The sequence below is a fragment of the Myxococcus virescens genome, from assembly GCF_900101905.1.
Classification (GTDB): Bacteria; Myxococcota; Myxococcia; order Myxococcales; family Myxococcaceae; genus Myxococcus; species Myxococcus virescens.
This window is the reverse complement of sequence record NZ_FNAJ01000001.1, coordinates 943,099-959,196: the sequence shown is the minus strand read 5'-3', so window position 1 is coordinate 959,196 and position 16,098 is coordinate 943,099. Positions and strand designations below refer to the sequence as shown.

At 67.7% G+C, this 16,098-nt stretch carries 15 protein-coding genes; 8 read left to right on the top strand and 7 right to left on the bottom strand.

Features of this window, described 5'->3' with window-relative positions; translation table 11 throughout:
* Nucleotides 1-26: 26 nt before the first annotated feature.
* A complete protein-coding gene (locus BLU09_RS03885) occupies nt 27-2,642 on the top strand; it encodes a TonB-dependent receptor domain-containing protein (RefSeq protein ID WP_090485570.1) in 2,616 nt (871 codons plus the stop codon).
* A 2-nt stretch (nt 2,643-2,644) separates the two neighbouring features.
* Entirely contained in the window at nt 2,645-3,514 is an 870-nt protein-coding gene (locus tag BLU09_RS03880) for a hypothetical protein (RefSeq protein ID WP_090485568.1), read from the top strand.
* A gap of 21 nt (nt 3,515-3,535) precedes the next feature.
* Here the strand turns inward: BLU09_RS03880 and BLU09_RS03875 are convergent, their stop codons facing one another.
* Complete coding sequence (locus tag BLU09_RS03875; RefSeq protein ID WP_090485565.1) at nt 3,536-4,792, bottom strand: Hsp70 family protein; 1,257 nt, start codon at nt 4,790-4,792, stop codon at nt 3,536-3,538.
* A gap of 168 nt (nt 4,793-4,960) precedes the next feature.
* Between BLU09_RS03875 and BLU09_RS03870 the strand changes: the two genes are divergently transcribed.
* Entirely contained in the window at nt 4,961-5,791 is an 831-nt protein-coding gene (locus BLU09_RS03870) for a hypothetical protein (protein ID WP_090485562.1), read from the top strand.
* Nucleotides 5,792-5,930: 139 nt separating this feature from the next.
* Complete coding sequence (locus tag BLU09_RS03865; RefSeq protein WP_090486987.1) at nt 5,931-6,623, top strand: DUF2490 domain-containing protein; 693 nt, start codon at nt 5,931-5,933, stop codon at nt 6,621-6,623.
* 91 nt (nt 6,624-6,714) lie between these two features.
* Here BLU09_RS03865 and BLU09_RS03860 read toward each other — a convergent pair whose 3' ends face one another.
* The 6 genes from BLU09_RS03860 to dps form a co-directional block, all read right to left on the bottom strand.
* Nucleotides 6,715-7,611: a CHAD domain-containing protein gene (locus BLU09_RS03860; protein WP_090485557.1), complete on the bottom strand. Its 897-nt coding sequence runs from the start codon at nt 7,609-7,611 to the stop codon at nt 6,715-6,717.
* Complete coding sequence (locus BLU09_RS03855) at nt 7,612-8,142, bottom strand: inorganic diphosphatase (protein WP_090485555.1); 531 nt, start codon at nt 8,140-8,142, stop codon at nt 7,612-7,614.
* An 88-nt stretch (nt 8,143-8,230) separates the two neighbouring features.
* On the bottom strand, nt 8,231-9,697 hold the full coding sequence (locus BLU09_RS03850) for a protein adenylyltransferase SelO (RefSeq protein WP_090486985.1): 1,467 nt from the start codon (nt 9,695-9,697) through the stop codon (nt 8,231-8,233).
* 67 nt (nt 9,698-9,764) lie between these two features.
* Complete coding sequence (locus BLU09_RS03845) at nt 9,765-10,391, bottom strand: glutathione S-transferase N-terminal domain-containing protein (protein ID WP_090485552.1); 627 nt, start codon at nt 10,389-10,391, stop codon at nt 9,765-9,767.
* Nucleotides 10,388-11,230, bottom strand: coding sequence for an SDR family oxidoreductase (locus BLU09_RS03840; RefSeq protein ID WP_090485549.1), 843 nt, complete (start codon nt 11,228-11,230; stop codon nt 10,388-10,390). The genes BLU09_RS03845 and BLU09_RS03840 overlap by 4 nt, the downstream gene beginning before the upstream one ends.
* Before the next feature lie 123 nt (nt 11,231-11,353).
* Entirely contained in the window at nt 11,354-11,905 is a 552-nt protein-coding gene (gene dps, locus BLU09_RS03835; RefSeq protein WP_090485546.1) for a DNA starvation/stationary phase protection protein Dps, read from the bottom strand.
* Between the two features lie 118 nt (nt 11,906-12,023).
* Here dps and BLU09_RS03830 point away from each other — a divergent pair, with 118 nt between their 5' ends.
* From BLU09_RS03830 to BLU09_RS03825, 4 genes are all read left to right on the top strand, one after another.
* Nucleotides 12,024-12,515, top strand: coding sequence for a DUF4442 domain-containing protein (locus BLU09_RS03830; RefSeq protein ID WP_090485543.1), 492 nt, complete (start codon nt 12,024-12,026; stop codon nt 12,513-12,515).
* A 923-nt stretch (nt 12,516-13,438) separates the two neighbouring features.
* Nucleotides 13,439-14,074: a hypothetical protein gene (locus BLU09_RS38090; protein WP_143043104.1), complete on the top strand. Its 636-nt coding sequence runs from the start codon at nt 13,439-13,441 to the stop codon at nt 14,072-14,074.
* Nucleotides 14,071-14,565: a hypothetical protein gene (locus BLU09_RS38085; protein WP_143043103.1), complete on the top strand. Its 495-nt coding sequence runs from the start codon at nt 14,071-14,073 to the stop codon at nt 14,563-14,565. The genes BLU09_RS38090 and BLU09_RS38085 overlap by 4 nt, the downstream gene beginning before the upstream one ends.
* Before the next feature lie 372 nt (nt 14,566-14,937).
* On the top strand, nt 14,938-16,089 hold the full coding sequence (locus tag BLU09_RS03825) for a ferrichrome ABC transporter substrate-binding protein (protein WP_244171390.1): 1,152 nt from the start codon (nt 14,938-14,940) through the stop codon (nt 16,087-16,089).
* The last annotated feature ends 9 nt before the right edge of the window (nt 16,090-16,098 follow it).

The following is a 16,098-nucleotide window of genomic DNA, read 5'->3' as shown; positions in this document are numbered from 1 at the left end:
AGGGGCGCGGGAGTCCCGCGCCCCTCATGAAAATCCTTCTCGCCGTCCTCTGCCTCCTCGCCGCCACTGGCGCCGCCGCTCAGCAGGACGCGGGCGTCACGGATGCCGACGCCGGCGCGCCCCAGGGCGTGCTGACGAAGCCCCCCGCGCTGATGCGCCAGGTGGAGGCAATCTATCCACCGGAAGCCGCTGCCCAGCAGCTCGAGGGCACGGTGGTGATGTGGGTCGACATCTCGGAGACGGGCGCCGTCTCCAACGTCGAGGTGTCCCAGCCCGCTGGCCACGGCTTCGACGAGGCCGCCGTGGAGGCGGTCCGCCAGTTCCAGTTCGAGCCCGCCGAGGTGGACGGTGTCCCCGCGCCGGTGCGCATCGAATACGCCTACCAGTTTGTCTTCCGTCCACCGCCACCGCCTGAGGGGGAGGACGCCGCCGCCGTGGAGCCCGAGGCTCCCGTGAACTTCAGCGGCCGGGCGCTGGAGCGGGGCACGCGGGACGCGCTCCTGGGCGCGGAGGTGGTGCTGCCCGCGCTGGAGCGCTCCACCGTCACCGACGAGGAGGGCCGCTTCTCCTTCCGCGGCATCCCGCTGGGCACGTATGAGGTGCTGGTGGTGCAGAGCGGCTACGAGCGCTTCCGCACCGAGGAGACCTTCACGGAAGGCCAGGAGACGCGCGCCACGTACTACGTGCGCAAGCGCATCTTCGGCGCGTTCGAGACGGTGGTGCGCAGCGAGCGCGAGCGCAAGGAGGTGACGCAGACGACGCTCCAACTGGCCGAGGTGCAGCGCGTCCCCGGCACCCAGGGCGACACGCTGAAGGTGGTGCAGAACCTGCCCGGCGTGGCGCGCCCCGCCTTCAATGGTGGCCAGCTCGTCATCCGCGGCACGGGCCCGCAGGAGTCCGGCGTCTTCCTCGACGGCCAGCGGATTCCGCTGCTCTACCACTTCGGCGGTCTCACCTCCGTCTACAACTCGGAGCTGCTGGAGGCGGTGGACTACCTGCCCGGCAACTTCTCCGCGTACTACGGAGACATCACCGGCGGCGTCATCAACGTGCGCAGCCGCGAGCCGCGCACGGACCGGCTCCACGCCACCGTGGGCGTCAGCCTCATCGAATCCAACGCGGTGGTGGAGGGGCCCATCACCGACACGCTGAGCTTCGCGGTGGCGGGACGCCGTTCGTACATCGACCTGGTGCTGGGCCTGGTGCCACAGGGCGACAACGGCCCCAGCCTCCAGGTGGCGCCGCGTTACTACGACGCGCAGCTCAAGCTGGTGTGGAAGCCGAAGTCGCGCCACACCTTCACGCTGCAGGGGCTCACCTCCAGAGACAGGCTGGGGCTCGTCTTCGACCGGCCGGCGGATGACGACCCCACCGTCACCGGTGGGCTGAACGTCACCACCGGCTTCAACCAGCTGCGCCTGCGGCACCAGTACCGCGCGGACGCGCTCACCCTGGACACGCACGGCCTGGTGGGCAACACGCTGGTCCAGTTCGGCATCGGCGACCGTGGCCTGCGCATCGCCTCCACGGACCTGAACCTGCGCTCCACCGTGGAGTACGCCTTCGGGGAGGCGCTCACGCTGGCGGGCGGCATCGACGTGGTGAGCAACTTCGCCCGTGTCACCGCGCGCATCCAGGGCCTCTCCCGCGAGGGGGAGCCGCCCACGCCCACCGTCACCGATGACGTGCTCACCGCGGACGGCGACTTCCTCCAGTACTTCCCCTCCACCTGGGTGGAGGTGCGCTGGCGCCCCGTGCCGCGCCTGCTGCTGGTGCCGGGCCTGCGCGCGGAGAGCTACGTCTTCACCGACCAGACCCAGGCCCGCCGCACCTTCAACCCGCGTCTGGCGGTCCGCTACGGCCTGACGGACACGCTGACGCTCAAGGGCGGCGCGGGCGTCTATCACGGGCCACCCGTGCAGGACGAGCCGAGCGTGGCCTTCGGCAACCCGGACCTGCGCGCGAAGCGGTCGCTCCAGTACAGCGTGGGCGCGGAGTGGCAGGCGCGGCCGGAGTGGTTCGTGGGCGGCGAGGTCTTCTACAACGACCTGGACGGACTCATCGTCCGCTCCAACGCCACGGTGGTGCGCAACGGCCAGCGGGTGCCCGAGCGGTTGAGCAACGGCGGCGTGGGGCGCATCTACGGCCTGGAGGTGCTGGTGCGCCGCGCGTTGACGGACCGGCTCTTCGGCTGGGTCTCCTACACGCTCAGCCGCAGCGAGCGCCAGGACGCGCCGGGCGTGGGCTGGCGCCTCTTCGACAATGACCAGACGCACGTGCTGACAGCGATTGCGTCCTACAAGCTGCCGGCGGGCTGGGAGGTGGGTGCGCGCATGCGCTTCGCTTCGGGCAATCCCACGACGCCGGTGGTGGGCTCGGTGCGCGACGACGGGTCGGACGTCTTCATCCCGCTCTACGCGGCGGTGAACTCGCGCCGGCTGCCGTCCTTCAACCAGTTGGACATCCGCGTGGACAAGAACTTCGCCTTCGAGAAGTGGGCGCTCAACGTCTACCTGGACCTCACGAACGCCTACAACAACCCGGCGGTGGAAGGCATCGCCTACAACTACAACTACACCCAAAGCGCTTACTTCGAAGGACTGCCCATCCTTCCCATCATCGGCGCCCGGGGGAGCTTCTGAGCATGCGTTCCATCCTCCCCGCGCTCGTGGTGTGGCTGCTCGCCGGCTGCGGGCCCGACTTCGAGCTTCAGAGCGAAATCCGGCGCGTGCGCGTGCTGGCCATCCAGGCGGAGCCCGCCGAACTGGTGGTGGACCCGGACGCCTCCACGCTGCCCGGCCCCATGACGTTCAACGCGCTGGCGGTGACGCCGGACGCGCGCCCCGTCACCGTGCGCTACGCGCTGTGCCGCTTCACTGGCAATCCCTATGACGGGCGGTGCCCGGGGGATGACAGCGTGCCGTTGCCGGACGGCGAGCTGTCGCTGTCGGACCCGAACGTGCAGGCGGTGTTGCTGGAGGCACTGGCCGCGGGCAATCCGGGGGGCGGTGGAACGCTGGACCCCGAGGACCCGGCGCTGCGCGAGGCGCTGGCTCGGGGCATCCCGCTCTTCATCGGTTACGAGGCCACGGACGGCAGCGGCACACCGGAAGGCACGGAGCGCGGCGTGCGCCGGGTGACGTTGCGGGCCACCACCACGCCCAACCAGAACCCGGTGGTGTCGGACGTCCTGTGGGACGGCGCGCCGCTCACCGGCCCGCTGCCCGTGTCGCGCGAGGTGACCTTCACGCCGGTGCTGGCCGAGGGCAGCGTCGAAATCGAAGAGACGGATGAAGGCCCGCGCACCGAGCAGGTCTTCTTCAGCTGGTTCGCCACCGGCGACGGCGAGGTGAAGGAGTTCCGCTCCCAGGAGCCCGTGGAAGGCCGGCCGGGTGACCCGACGTCGGCGTACGACACCCCCGCCACGCCCCAGCGCGTCACCTTCTGGGTGGTGGCGCGGGATGGGCGGGGCGGGGTGGGGTGGCTCAGCCGCACCGTGGACGTGGGCCCGTAGGCCCCGCCCTGGGCGTCCGGCTCAGACGGACAGGTGCGCCGCCGCGCGCCCGAGCCCTTCGGCCACGGAGGTGAAGGCATCCGCGGTGCGCACGCGCCCCTCGCCGAAGCGGCGCATGTAGAGCTGGCGCACCGCGGGAATCTGTGACGAGCCGCCGGTGAGGAACACCGCGTCGATGTCCTTCGCCTCCGCGTGCTTCTCCAGCAGGCCCGCGGTGCACGCGTCGAGTTCGTCCAGCAGCGGCTGGCTGAAGGTGTCGAACTCCTCGCGGGTGATGGGTTCGTGGAGGGTGATGCGGGCCTCCTCGAAGTCCACCGTGGCCGTGTCTTCCTGGGACAGGCGCACCTTGGCCGCTTCAATGGCGCGGAACAGGCGGTAGCCCAGGTTGTCCATGACGAGGTCGTACAGGGCCTGGATTTCGGCCTTGCGGTCGCTCGTGTTGAGCATGGTCTCCAGCAGCTCCTGGGTCGACTTCTCCCGGATGAAGGACATCTCGTGCCAGGTGAGCAGCTTGGCCATGATGTGCTGGGGAATGGGCAGCCGCTTGTCGCTGAAACCGCGCACCTGGTAGGTGGAGCCGGCGCCGAAGCGGGGCAGCAGCTTGTGGCGCATGATTTCCGCGTCGAAGCGGTCACCACCGATGCGCACGCCCGTGGAGCCCACCACGTCCTGGCGGCGGTCCGGGTTGTCGCGGCGGCTGGGGCCCAGGCGCATCAGCGTGAGGTCGGTGGTGCCGGCGCCGAAGTCCGCCACCAGCACGAGCTCGTCGCGCGTGAGCTGCGCCTCATAGGCGAGCGCCGCGGCGATGGGCTCGATGAGGAACTGGACGTGCTGGAAGCCCGCGAGCTCGGCGGCGCGCAGCAGGCGCTGCTGGGCCAGGGCATCCGCCTCCGGGTCCGGCGTGAAGACGGCGGGCCGGCCGAGCACGACGGCTTCGGGCGCGCCACCCATGGAGCTCGCGGCGGCGTCCCGCACGCGGCGCAGCAGCACGGCCACCAGCTCCTCGATGGTGTAGGTGCGCCCCTTCACCTGGGTGGCGCGGAAGGAGTTGGAGTGGAGGAAGGACTTCACGGACTGGATGAAGCGTCCGGTGTTGTCCTCCAGGTAGCGCTGGATGGCGTCGGCGCCGGCGTAGATGTCCTGCTCGTCGTCCGGGAAGAAGAGGACGGAGCGGAAGAGACGGGCCTCCGCAGTATGGGGTTGCAGGGACAGCACCGTGCCGTCAGGCAGGGCCGCGGCGGTGTTGCTGGTTCCGAAATCGAGTCCGCACGCACGCATGGGGGGCGCCCCTTACCGTTAAACCCCATCCATGGGTAGCGCTTCGTGCACCCGCCCGTGGGAGGAGGGCGGCCAGGAGGGCGGACGCCCGGATTGGATGCGGGTTGGCGCGAGGACGCCGCTCGCCATCTTTCTCCTCGAACGTGCATGACGACGGGAGGCTTCCAAATGAGATTTCGCGCGGGGTGGTTGTTGGCGGGCGCCGCGGCGCTGACGCTGGGGACGGCGTGTGAAGAACGCGACCGGGGGACCCAAGGGCAGGCAAGCGGGCAGTCCACGGTGAACGACCAGGTGGCGCAGGCCCAGCAGCGCTCGGAGAACGCTTTTGACTCGGCTCGCAAGGCCCAGGAGCAGGCGAGCAGCCAGCAGAAACAAGCCGCCGACGCCCAGCAAGAGCTTCAGAACAAGCAGCGGGAGTACCAGGAGGCCCAGGCCAAGGCGCAGTCGGCCTCGCAGCAGGCTCAGCAGACCCAGCAGCGCGCCCAGCAGCAGACGCAGCAGGCCCAGCAGGAGGCCCAGCAGGCTCAGCAGGAGGCGCAGCAGGCCCAGCGACAGCAGAGCGACGCGCTGGCGCAGCAGAACCAGCAGGCTCGTCAGCAGTCCGAGCAGCTTCGCCAGCAGACGCAGCAGCCAGTCGCCGCGGCGTCCTCTCCCCAGGCGCAGCAGCAGCAGGGCGCCCAGACCCAGCAGGGCTCGGAGCAGCAAATCGTCGGTGAGGTGCTGCGCGCCAATGATGACGAGCTGCTGCTCAGCTCACAGGGCGAGCCGCAGCTGCGCCTGCAGGTGTCACCGCAGACGCAGGTCATGGTGGACGGGCGCCAGGCCAGCGCTGGGGAAATCCAGGAGGGCAGTCAGGTCCGGGCCTCCTACCGGACCGACGAGCAGAGCGGAGAGCCCCAGGCGGTGCGCATCGAGGCGACCTCCCAGGTCCAGCCCACGGCGCCGGCTGCGCCGGAGAGTGGCCAGTCCACCCCGGGCTCCCAGCAGCCCACGCAGTAGGCGACAGGGTCCGTCCTTCCCCCACGGTGAAGGGCGGACGCTCGGGGTGTGTGAAGCGGCCGCGGCATCGTCGATCAGACCGCACTCACGCTTTGCCCAGTTGAGCAGGTGCGTGTGTCGTGCTCTAGGCATGCGCATCATGCGCACGGAGAATTGGCTTCCCCTCATCGGCCTGTTGCTCGTCATCCCCTTCCACACCGTGGAGGCCCGGCCCGTCCGCGCGGAAGCGCAGCTCTGGTACACGGTGTCGGCGCAGGGGGGCATCGGGGAACACCTCCTCTATTACCTGGAAGCCCAGCCGCGCTTCGGCAAGGACGACGCCCGCGGCATCCTCCGCTCGGCGGGAGGCGTACGGTTGGCCCAGGACATGTCGCTGTGGCTGGGGCAGGGCTGGTTTCCATCGTGGCGCTGGGAGGGCGACCCGGCCTTGCGTCAGGGCGAAAGCCGGCTCTTCCAGCAGTTCCTCTACACGCCGAGGTTCGGCCAGGTCCGGGGCACGCTCCGCGCCCGTCTGGAGCAGCGCTTCCTGCCCGGCACGACGGAGGTCTCCCACCGGGGCCGCGTCATGCTGCGCGGTGCGCACCCCGTGGCCGCGGAGGGGCGGCTGTCGTTGATTGTCTGGGATGAGGTCTTCTACCACCTCAGCTCGGTGGCGAATGGCCCCAGCGCCGGCTTCGACATGAACCGCGTGTTCGTTGGTGCGGGCTGGAAGTACGGGGACCACTCCTCCGTGGAGGTGGGCTACCTCAACGTCTTCACGCGCAGGCCCTATGCGGAGACCGAGCAGCTCATCCATACGCTCTCCGTCGCCATGCCCTTCAATTTCATGTAACGGAATGCGCGATAAATGATGAGACAGACTGTCCGGGCCCTGGGGGCCCGCAGGAGCCGCAGTGCAGTGAGGCTCGGCGGCTGACAGGGACTCAGGTCAACATGCGGCGCAAGCGCTTGGGAATCTCTTCCGTGCGCCACCGCTGGACCTCGCGGGCAATCTCCGCCGCGCGTTTCGTTCGCTCCTCCCGGACCAGGGGGAGCAGGGCCCGCGCGGACTTGCGCTCGCGCGGCGCCGACTCCGCGGCCAGCCGCTCGAACAGCTCCAGGCGCACGTCGGCGTCGTGCAGCTCGCCCAGGCCGTCCTGGAGCGGCACGAGCACCTCCAGCAGCGCGTCCAGGGTGCGGCGGAAGGCAGGCTGGAAGATCTCCAGCTCGTAGCGCAGCCGCTTCAGCTCCTTGCGCAGCTCGTGGGCGGACGCCGCGTCGGCCGCGTCCACGTACGTGTCGATTCGCTTCTGCACGCGCTTGAGGCGTTGGCGCAGCGCGTCCCGGACGCGGCGGCCGGCGAAGCGGTGCCCGTCATCGAGCCCGTCCAGCTTGCGCAAGAGTCGCGGCACCGTCCTGTCCACCCAGCGCTCCAGCTCCGTGTGCAGACGCGTCTCATGCGTCTCCAACTCGGACAGCCGCTTCTTGCGCAGGGTCAGGATGCCGGCGCGCACCTGGGGCTTCTTGCTCGCCTTCTGGGCCACGCTCTCCAGCCACGCGGCCTGGACGTGCACGTCCCGAACGCCCCCCAGCGCGTCCTGGATGCGCTTCACGTCGCGCTCCAGCTTCTTCATGCCGCCCAGGGAGCGGAACACCTTGAGGGCGGCGCGAAGCCGCCGGGTGGCCACGCGCATGTCATGGACGGACTCGTCATCCACGGCGTCCTGAAAGCCGGCCTCCGGTTTGCGGACGTCCGCGAGCCGGCCCGCGAGGATGCGGCGCGCGGCGTCTCCCAGGCGGCTGTCGGGCCCGAGCCCTCGGATGGGCGTGGGTTGGGCCATCTATTCCTCCGTGCGTGCGTGTTGGCGGAGCATCCGCTCGGCACCCTCTGGCCCCTCCCAGCCCAGGATGCGCGCGTCCTTGTTTTCGAAGCGCACGGCGGCGAGGAAGAAGTGCTCCAACTCCTCTCGCTCGCGCTGTGGCAGTTGCTGATAGTCCGTCAGGTGTCCGGCGCGGGACGGGGTGATGGGAACGGCGAGGATGCGGTCATTGCGCTCGCGTCCGCCGTCGCCCGTGTTCTGCTCCACCTGGAGCACGCCGAGCGCACGGCAGGGCAGCACCACGCCGGGAAAGCTCGCGTCGTCCCAGTACACCATCGCATCCAGCGGGTCCCCATCCGGCCCCTGGGTGGAGGGGATGAAGCCCCAGTCGAAGGGATAGCTCAGGCCCCTGGGAAGCGGCCGTGAGAGGCTGAAGGCCTTGAGCGCCGTGTCGTACTTGAGCTTCAGCGTGGAGCCTCGGGGAGACTCGACGATGACGTGAAAGGCGCCTTGTTTCCCTCGCAGGGGCAACCGGGTGAGGTCCGTCACCATAGACAGCAAAGGTTGCGCCTGCCGCGTGTTCCGGCAACCGTGGCCGGGCGGAATCTTCGCTTCTTCAACCTTGGCCCGTGGCGCGGCCTCAGGAGCTGCAGCTCACCGCCAGGTGCCGGCCCCAGGCGGGAGGCGCCGCCGCGTAGGGCTCCGCGTCGGGGTGTTCGGCGAACGGGTCCGACAGCACGCCGAGCAGCCGGTCCACGAGCGAGAAGTCCCCGGCCTCCGCGCGGGAGATGGCCTCCTGCGCCACCCAGTTGCGCAGCACGTACTTGGGGTTCACCCGCGTCATGCGCGCGTGGCGCTCTGCGTCCACGCTGCCCTCGGCGGCCAGCCGCGCCCGGTAGCGCCCGGCCCAGGCATCGAAGCCCTCGGGGGCGGAGAACATGTCACGGGCTGGACGTGTGTCCGCGCCGTCCACCGAGGCGAAGTGGCCCAGCGCGCGGAAGAAGCGCGTGTAGTCCACGTGGGCTTCGGCCATGCGGGCGAACAGGTCGCTCACCAGCTCGCGGTCCTCGTCGCGCGTCTCCCGCAGGCCCAGCTTCGCGCGCATCCGGTCCATGAAGTGCGCGTTGTAGGTGGGCTGGTAGGTGGCCAGCGCCGCGCGGGCCTCATCCTTCGAGATGAGGGTGAGCAGCGCTTCGCCCAGACACGCGAGGTTCCACAGGCCGATGCGCGGCTGCTGGTCGAAGGCGTACCGGCCCCGGTCGTCGGAGTGATTGCAGATGAAGCCCGGCTCGAAGTCGTCCAGGAAGCCGAAGGGCCCGTAGTCCAGCGTGAGGCCCAGGATGGACATGTTGTCCGTGTTCATCACCCCGTGCGCGAAGCCCACCGCCTGCCACTGCGCAATCAGCCGTGCCGTGCGCGCCACCACCTCCGTGTAGAAGCGCGGGTAGCGGCCTTCCTGGCCCGCGAGGTGGGGGAAGTGCTCGGTGATGACGTGGTCGGCCAGCGTGGCCACGTGCTCGGTCTGCTCGGTGTAGTGGAAGAACTCGAAGGTGCCGAAGCGCACGTGCGAGGGCGCCATGCGCACCAGCATGGCGCCTGTCTCCACCGCCTCGCGGTACACCGGGGCCTGGCTGCCGAGGATGCCCAGGCCCCGCGTGGTGGGGATGCCCAGGCCGTGCATGGCCTCGCCGCACAGGTATTCGCGGATGGTGGAGCGCAGCACCGCGCGTCCGTCACCCCCGCGCGAGAAGGGCGTGGGGCCGCCGCCCTTGAGGTGCAAGTCCCACTTCGCCCCGGCGGCGTCGCGGACCTCGCCCAGCAGCAGGGCGCGGCCGTCGCCCAGCCGGGGCACGTACACGCCGAACTGGTGCCCCGCGTACACCATGGCGAAGGGCTCCATCCCCGGCAGGGGCTTTGCGCCTCCCATCGCCGCGACGAACTCCGGCCGCTGCGCCTCCTCGGGCGTCAGGTCCAGGAGCTTCAAGGCGGCGGGGTTGACGCTCACCAGCTTCGCGTCTGGAAAGGGACTGGGGTGGACGCGCGCGCCGAACCCAGCGGGCAGGCGGGCATAGGTGTTGTCGAAGCGGAGCTGTTCGAGCGTGGCCATGACGGGGGAGAACACATGGAAGCGCGGCGGCCATCCAGCCACCGCGCTTCCGGGAAGCTGCGTGGGACTACTTGAGCTGGGGGACCTTCATGCCGCGCTCCACGGCGGGCCGGCTGCCCACGCGGTGGAGCCACTGCACGACGTTGCTGCTCCCCCGGAACAGCTCGGGGAAGTACGCGCGGGTGCCGGCCACCCAGGGATACAGCGCGATGTCCGCGATGGAGTAGCGGCCCGCGACGTAATCCCCGGAGCCCAGCTTCCCGTCGAGCACGCCGACGAGCCGCCGGGACTCGGCGTGATAGCGCTCGATGCCGTAGGGGACCTTCTTGGGGGCGAAGCGGGCGAAGTGGTTGAGCTGGCCGAACATGGGGCCCACGCCGCCCATCTGGAACATCAGCCACTCCATCACTTCCGCCCGGCCTCGCTGGTTGGAGGGCAGCAGCTGGCCCGTCTTCTCCGCCAGGTAGATGAGGATGGCGCCGGACTCGAAGACCTTGAGCGGACGGTGGTCCTGCGTCGCGTGGTCGACGATGGCCGGAATCTTGTTGTTGGGGTTGATGTCCAGGAACTCGGGCTTGAACTGCTCGCCCTTGGTGATGTCCACCACGTGCGTCTTGTACTGGAGGCCCAGCTCCTCCAGGGCGATGGATACCTTCTGCCCGTTGGGCGTCGCGAACGTGTAGAGGTCGATCATCCCTTGACTCCCGTGAGCTGCTCGCTCACCTGCCAGAGCCGCTCCGCGAGCGCGTCGTTCCGCGCGGCGGAGGACGGCTTCTTCGGACGGCATTTGTAGAAGTACTGCCCGGACACTGCCTCCACTTCGGGCGAGGACGCCAGATACACGGACGTCCGCGCTCCCTTCTCCGCCGAAATCATGAACGCCGCGCCCAACTTGACGAGGTGGCGGAAGAAGCCCTGGGTGTTGTGACCGAAGCCCGTGCGCACCACGCCGGGGTGCAGGGCGTTGGTCGTCACCTGCGTCCCCTCCAGCCGCTTCGCCAGCGCGCGGGTGAACAGGATGTTGGCCAGCTTCGACGTGCCGTACACGCGGAAGCCGATGAAGCCGCGCTCGCTCTGCAGGTCATCGAAGTCGAGCTTGCCCGCGGCGTGGGCATCGGACGAGACGTTGATGATGCGGGCCGGGCCGGTGGCCTTCATCACGTCCAGCAGCAGGTTCGTCAGGAGGAAGGGCGCGAAGTGGTTGGTGGCCATGGTGGCCTCCAGCCCGTCCTCCGTCACCTGCCGCCGGTCGATGATGAGCCCCGCGTTGTTGAGCAGCACGTCCAGGCGCGGGTAGCGGGAACGGAAGGTCTGCGCCAGCTCCCGCACGGACTTCAGGGAGGTGAGGTCGGCGCGGAGCCAGTCCACCTGGGCGCTGGGGGCGGCCTCCTTCACGGCGGCCACGGCCGCCTCGGTGCGGCCCGCGTCCCGGCCCACCAGCACCACCGTGGCGCCCATGCGCGCGAGCGCCTTGGCGGCCTCCAGGCCGATGCCGCCGGTGGCCCCGGTGATGAGGCACACCTTCCCATCCATGCGCGTCTGTGAAGTCAAAAAGGCGTCCTCCGTCGCGAAAGGACGCCTTCTATACGCTGGAGCCCGCCCGCGCGCTTGCTCTTGAGCAGGCGCGCGGGGGCCTTCCGGTGGTCAACGCTCCGTTCAGGCGTTGGAGGGGCTGGCGGTGGTGTCCTGGGGCCGGACGTCCCCCCCGCGGCGCGCCCCCGCGCGGGGCTCGCCGTGCAGGTGGCTCTCCAGGAACCACAGGTCCAGTTCGACCTCGCCCAGCGTCTGGGTGAGCAGGTCGGAGGTGACGGGGTCGTTCAGCTCGTCGGACCGGTGGATGCCGTTGCGGATGCTGGCCCCGTAGCGGGCGAAGCGGTCCACCAGGGCCTTGAGGTGGTCGTCACCGTCCACGGCCTTCAGGTCGTATTCGGGCAGCTCGCTGTTCTTGGCCGCCAGCCGGATGGTGCCCTCGGCGTAGCCGCCCAGTGTGCCCGCGCGCTCGGCGAACTCGTCGGCCTGCTTGCGGACGTGCTTGGCCAGGTCGTCGAACAGCTCATGGCGGCTGTAGAAGTGCCGGCCGCGGATGTTCCAGTGCGCTTGCTTGATTTGCCAATGCAGGTCGATGGCGTCGGCCAGCAGGGTGTTGAGGGAATCGATGAGCTCCTCACGTGCGTCGGTGGGGAGATTCACATGGCTTGGGAAGTTCATGGTGCGCGGTTCCTCCAGAAGGTCATTCCAAGGTGGGGATTCCTTCCGGGATTGCCAGCCCACGCGTGACGCCTGGGGGGCAGGCGGCCGGGCTCACGGTCGGTATGATGGGCGGACCATGCTTGCTCTCGACCTCGTGGAACGGCTGCGTCAGGTATCTCCCAGCGCGGCGAATGCGCTGCTGACGGTGGCGGTGAAGAACATCATCCCGCTGTCCTCGGTGATGGGCGTCCGGGTGGAGGACGCATCGGATGCCCGGGCCCAGGTGTCCGTGCCGCTGAAGCGGCGCACGCGCAACCACGTGGGCAGCGTGTACCTGGGCGTGCAGGTGACGGTGATGGAACTGACGATGGGCGTGTGGCTCTTCCGCCGCTTCCCGCCGGGCCGCTACCTGGCGCTGGTAAACGAGCTCCAGGTGTCCTTCCACGCGAAGGCCAAGGGCGGCGTGCGCGCCATCTGTGAGCCGTCTCCCGAAACGTTCAATAGCCTGGACGCCGCGCTCCAGAAGAAGGGAGACAAGGCCCGCGAGTGGATTCCCGTTCGCCTGGAGGACTTCGAGGGCACGCACATCGCGGATGCCCGCTTCCTGGCGGTGTTGAAGAAGGCGTGAGGGCATGGGGCGGCTGAGTTGTGATGAAAGGGGGCAAGGATGCTTACTGAGCAGGCCCCCTGCCTTTGGCGTGACGTGTCGCGCGGGACACGTTCAGAACGAAAGCCCATATTCATGCATTCAAACTGCGAGGGCGCCAAATACGTCGTCATTCGAATGAGAAGTGTTGATACTTGGAACACGACCTTGCTCTGAAAATGAGGCTTGAGCGGAGGTCGGCTGAGTTTGCCCGCTCGCCCGAGTTAGGGAGCGCGAAGCGCGGGAGTCCCACTGGACCAATCAAGATTGATTCCGCACAAAGATCTCGCACGGCGGAGGCACGGAAAAGAAGGTAGGGTGTTCTGTAGGGCTCTAGAGGGGTCGCCTGCAACCACCTCAGCCCAGCAAGGGGGCAAAGGGCGTAGGGCAGCCGCAGTCGCTCAAGCTTCTAAGTGGCCGAAATTAGGGCCCTTGCCTCGCAGGAACGGTCGAGACTTGATTTTGGACCGAGTCCAAATTAGAAATTGGGTGTGAACTCACGCCCAGTTCCACCGCGCTATCCACTCGGCCAAGTTCGGGAGCTCGTGCTGGCGGGGAACTTTCGACCCGACCGTAAGCGGTGCGAGGAGACGATCATTCCGATTGTCGGAGACTACTCGAAAGCCCGCGAGTTGATCCGACGCGGTTTGCTGGAACTTAGGGAGTCGGATTTCGCCCACACCGAAACGCTACGGGACGGTTTTGAGTATGACGCCTATGGACTTCTGGTATCCAGCGGATTGGCGAGGGCTACGGGACTCAGGCATCGCAAAACTTGGTATGTGAAGTTGATGATTCGCGTGGAGGATGGCGGCCAGCTTGTGTTTTGTGTTTCGTTTCATCGTCTCCAAAGTGACCTTGAGCGAAATGGCGGTGTGCTCAAGCCCTGCTGGTAGGAGATGGCAATGAAGAGCTTCAAGTGTGTTGAGTGCGGTCGTGGAATGGTGGTGCCACTGGCGAAGCCCGGACGCCGTATGGCCTTCAAGCATATTCCGGATCTTGAGGTTCCAGCGGATCTGGAGCTTCCAACGTGTACAGCGTGTGGGACTGAGTGGCTCGATGAGGACTCCACAAGGGCGCTCGATATGGCACTTGCGCGTGTGTATCGCATGGAACTCTCAAAAAAGGCGAACGCTGCGTTGCGGAGGCTCAAGACCGCGAAGTTCCGGCAGTGGGATTTGGAGCCCCTCTTGGGGCTTTCCCCGGGCTATCTGTCAAAAGTGAAGGCGGGAAAGGATATAAGCCCAACACTGACGGCAGCATTGGTGTTGCTGGCCGAGGAGCCGACGCGGGTCGACGAGCTACGAAACAACTGGCGGTGCGTTCCGGAGCAGACTTTTCGTATTCGCAGCGAAAGCTCCTTCCATCTTGAACTCCCGAAAGGCCCTAGCGAATGTAGCTATAGAGCATCGCTCTGGAGCCTTTTGAATGAACTCGACACAGACTGTCGACCATTTGAGAGCATGAGGCTGAGTTTCGAGCCAGAACCGGAGCCAGTTCGCGCTGCGACAAATGCTTTGACTCTTGAGGCGACCGCATGAATGGGACTCAGCGAGAAACCCTTGCAAGAATGGCTGCGGCGTTCTCCCTGAAAGAACTGCGGCAAACTCACCTTGAGGCGGGGGCTGGATGGCCTTCAGGTGATGGGGAGCCGGAGGCGGAGGTTGAGCAGGATTTGAACATTGTTGTTCAGACCGCTAGGCAGCCATCATCTCCAAAATCAGAGTTCGCTTCGATCTTTCGATTCGACTTCGCGGTGCGCTCGCGAGTCGATCCGCAGGCCGTCTTTGTGCGCGTGAAGTACCATGTAATCGCTGTTTATTCAATGGTGGACGGCGCAGACTTCACGGATGACGAGATTCAGCTCTATAGTCAGACAAATGGCATGGTTCATGTTTGGCCGTATTTGCGGGCGTTTATTCAAAGTTCCTGCGCTCAGCTTGGAATTCCGGTTGTGACGTTGCCGCCATTTCGGATTGGTCAGACTCTTGATAAACCGTGGCAGCGACAAGCTGCGTCCAAGGAAATGTAGTGCTTCTCATACAGGGCTATCCGTCGATAACGTCCGGGCGCTCGAGGCCGGAGGGTCGGTGTGCCATCCGCTTCGGTCTCTTGGTTCAGGTTGATGCCATATAGTAGCGACGCGGGGAGCGGGATGTGGACGCAGAGCGTGCGCTACTCTCCTCGTCATGGGGACGGAGGGACTCCATGCCTCCATACGCCAGGGTGACGGCGGGTAGAAGGGTGAACAGGGCGAGGAATCGGTGCCGCATGGGGCTCATGCTAGTCCAGGGTTTGCCTGCCTTTTGAGGAGTCCGGATTGGCGTGCAAGTTGTAGAGGGCGCCTGCGCGCACCGGGCAGGAGTCATCGCAGGACATCCCGCTTGCACATGGCTTCACTGTGGTGACGCGTCGAGGCAAGCTGGCTGCCGTGTCGCGGCGCGCCCAACTGATTCTCATGCTCCTGGTGTCGGGGCTCCTGCATGCAGCGCTCTTCGCGGCGCTGTCGGAGAGCCCGTCCGATGCCGACCGGAGCCGGCGCGTGCCTCCCCGCATCGTGGAGATGGACGTCGTCTACAAGGCCCCTACGCCTCCACCTGCGCCCCCGGAGCCGCGCGGCGCCCCTCCACCTGAGGAGCGCCCGCGGCCGCCCACGAAGAAGGAAGACCCACCGAGGCACGCTGAGCGTCCGCGCGCCACTGCGACGCAGGACTCGGACACTCCTTTGCAGCAGGAGTCCTCCGCGCGGGCCGAGCCACTTCCCTCCGATGTCGCCCCAGCGGGGCCCAGCGAGCCGCCAGCCCTGGCTCAGGACATTCCGCGCGACGTCTCGCAGCCACAGCCGCGTCCCAGCCTGGAGCCACAAGAACTGCTGGGAGGCGGCCTGCTGCGCAGCGGCCCGCCTTCGACGGGGCGGACGCTCCGCCCTGGTGAGGCTCCTGACCCGAAGGCGCTGGCGGCCCGGCAGGCCGAGGAGGCCCGCGAACGGGTGGATGGCTGGGCCCAGGACGCCGCCGCGACGGCGCGCGCGTCGGGCGGCGCCACGCATCCCTACTTCGCGAAGTTGCGGGAAGGCTTCGCGAAGCAGTTGGTGAACCCGCCACCTCCAGACCTGAAGGTGTTGGGCTCACGAATGAAGCGCGAACAGGTGGATGCCATCGCGCGCTTCGGAAAGACAGGCAGTTCCATCGCCGCCGAGCCCCGGGACCACCGGTTGGAGCAGCGCAATCGCATGCAAGCGGCCGTCGAGGCCGGGCGCGCGGCCAACATGTACATGGTGGATGTCACCACGCCGGTGCTCGCGCTCGCGGCCATCGTCGAGGTCTGGCAGGCGCGCGACGGGAAGCTGCTCGACCTCAAGGTGATTGAAGGCTCCGGCGACCCGAAGTTCGACTCCTGGGCCGTGTCCCAGCTCCGGGATGCGCTCGCCAGCGCGGAGGCGCCGAAGCCCGGAGGCGGCCTGGGCATTCGTGATGACGGCATGCGCAGCCGATGGCGGCTGGAGGAATACCTTGGGAATCCGCGCGTGCAGATTCACCTGATGGGCGTCTACTGACCCTGCCGG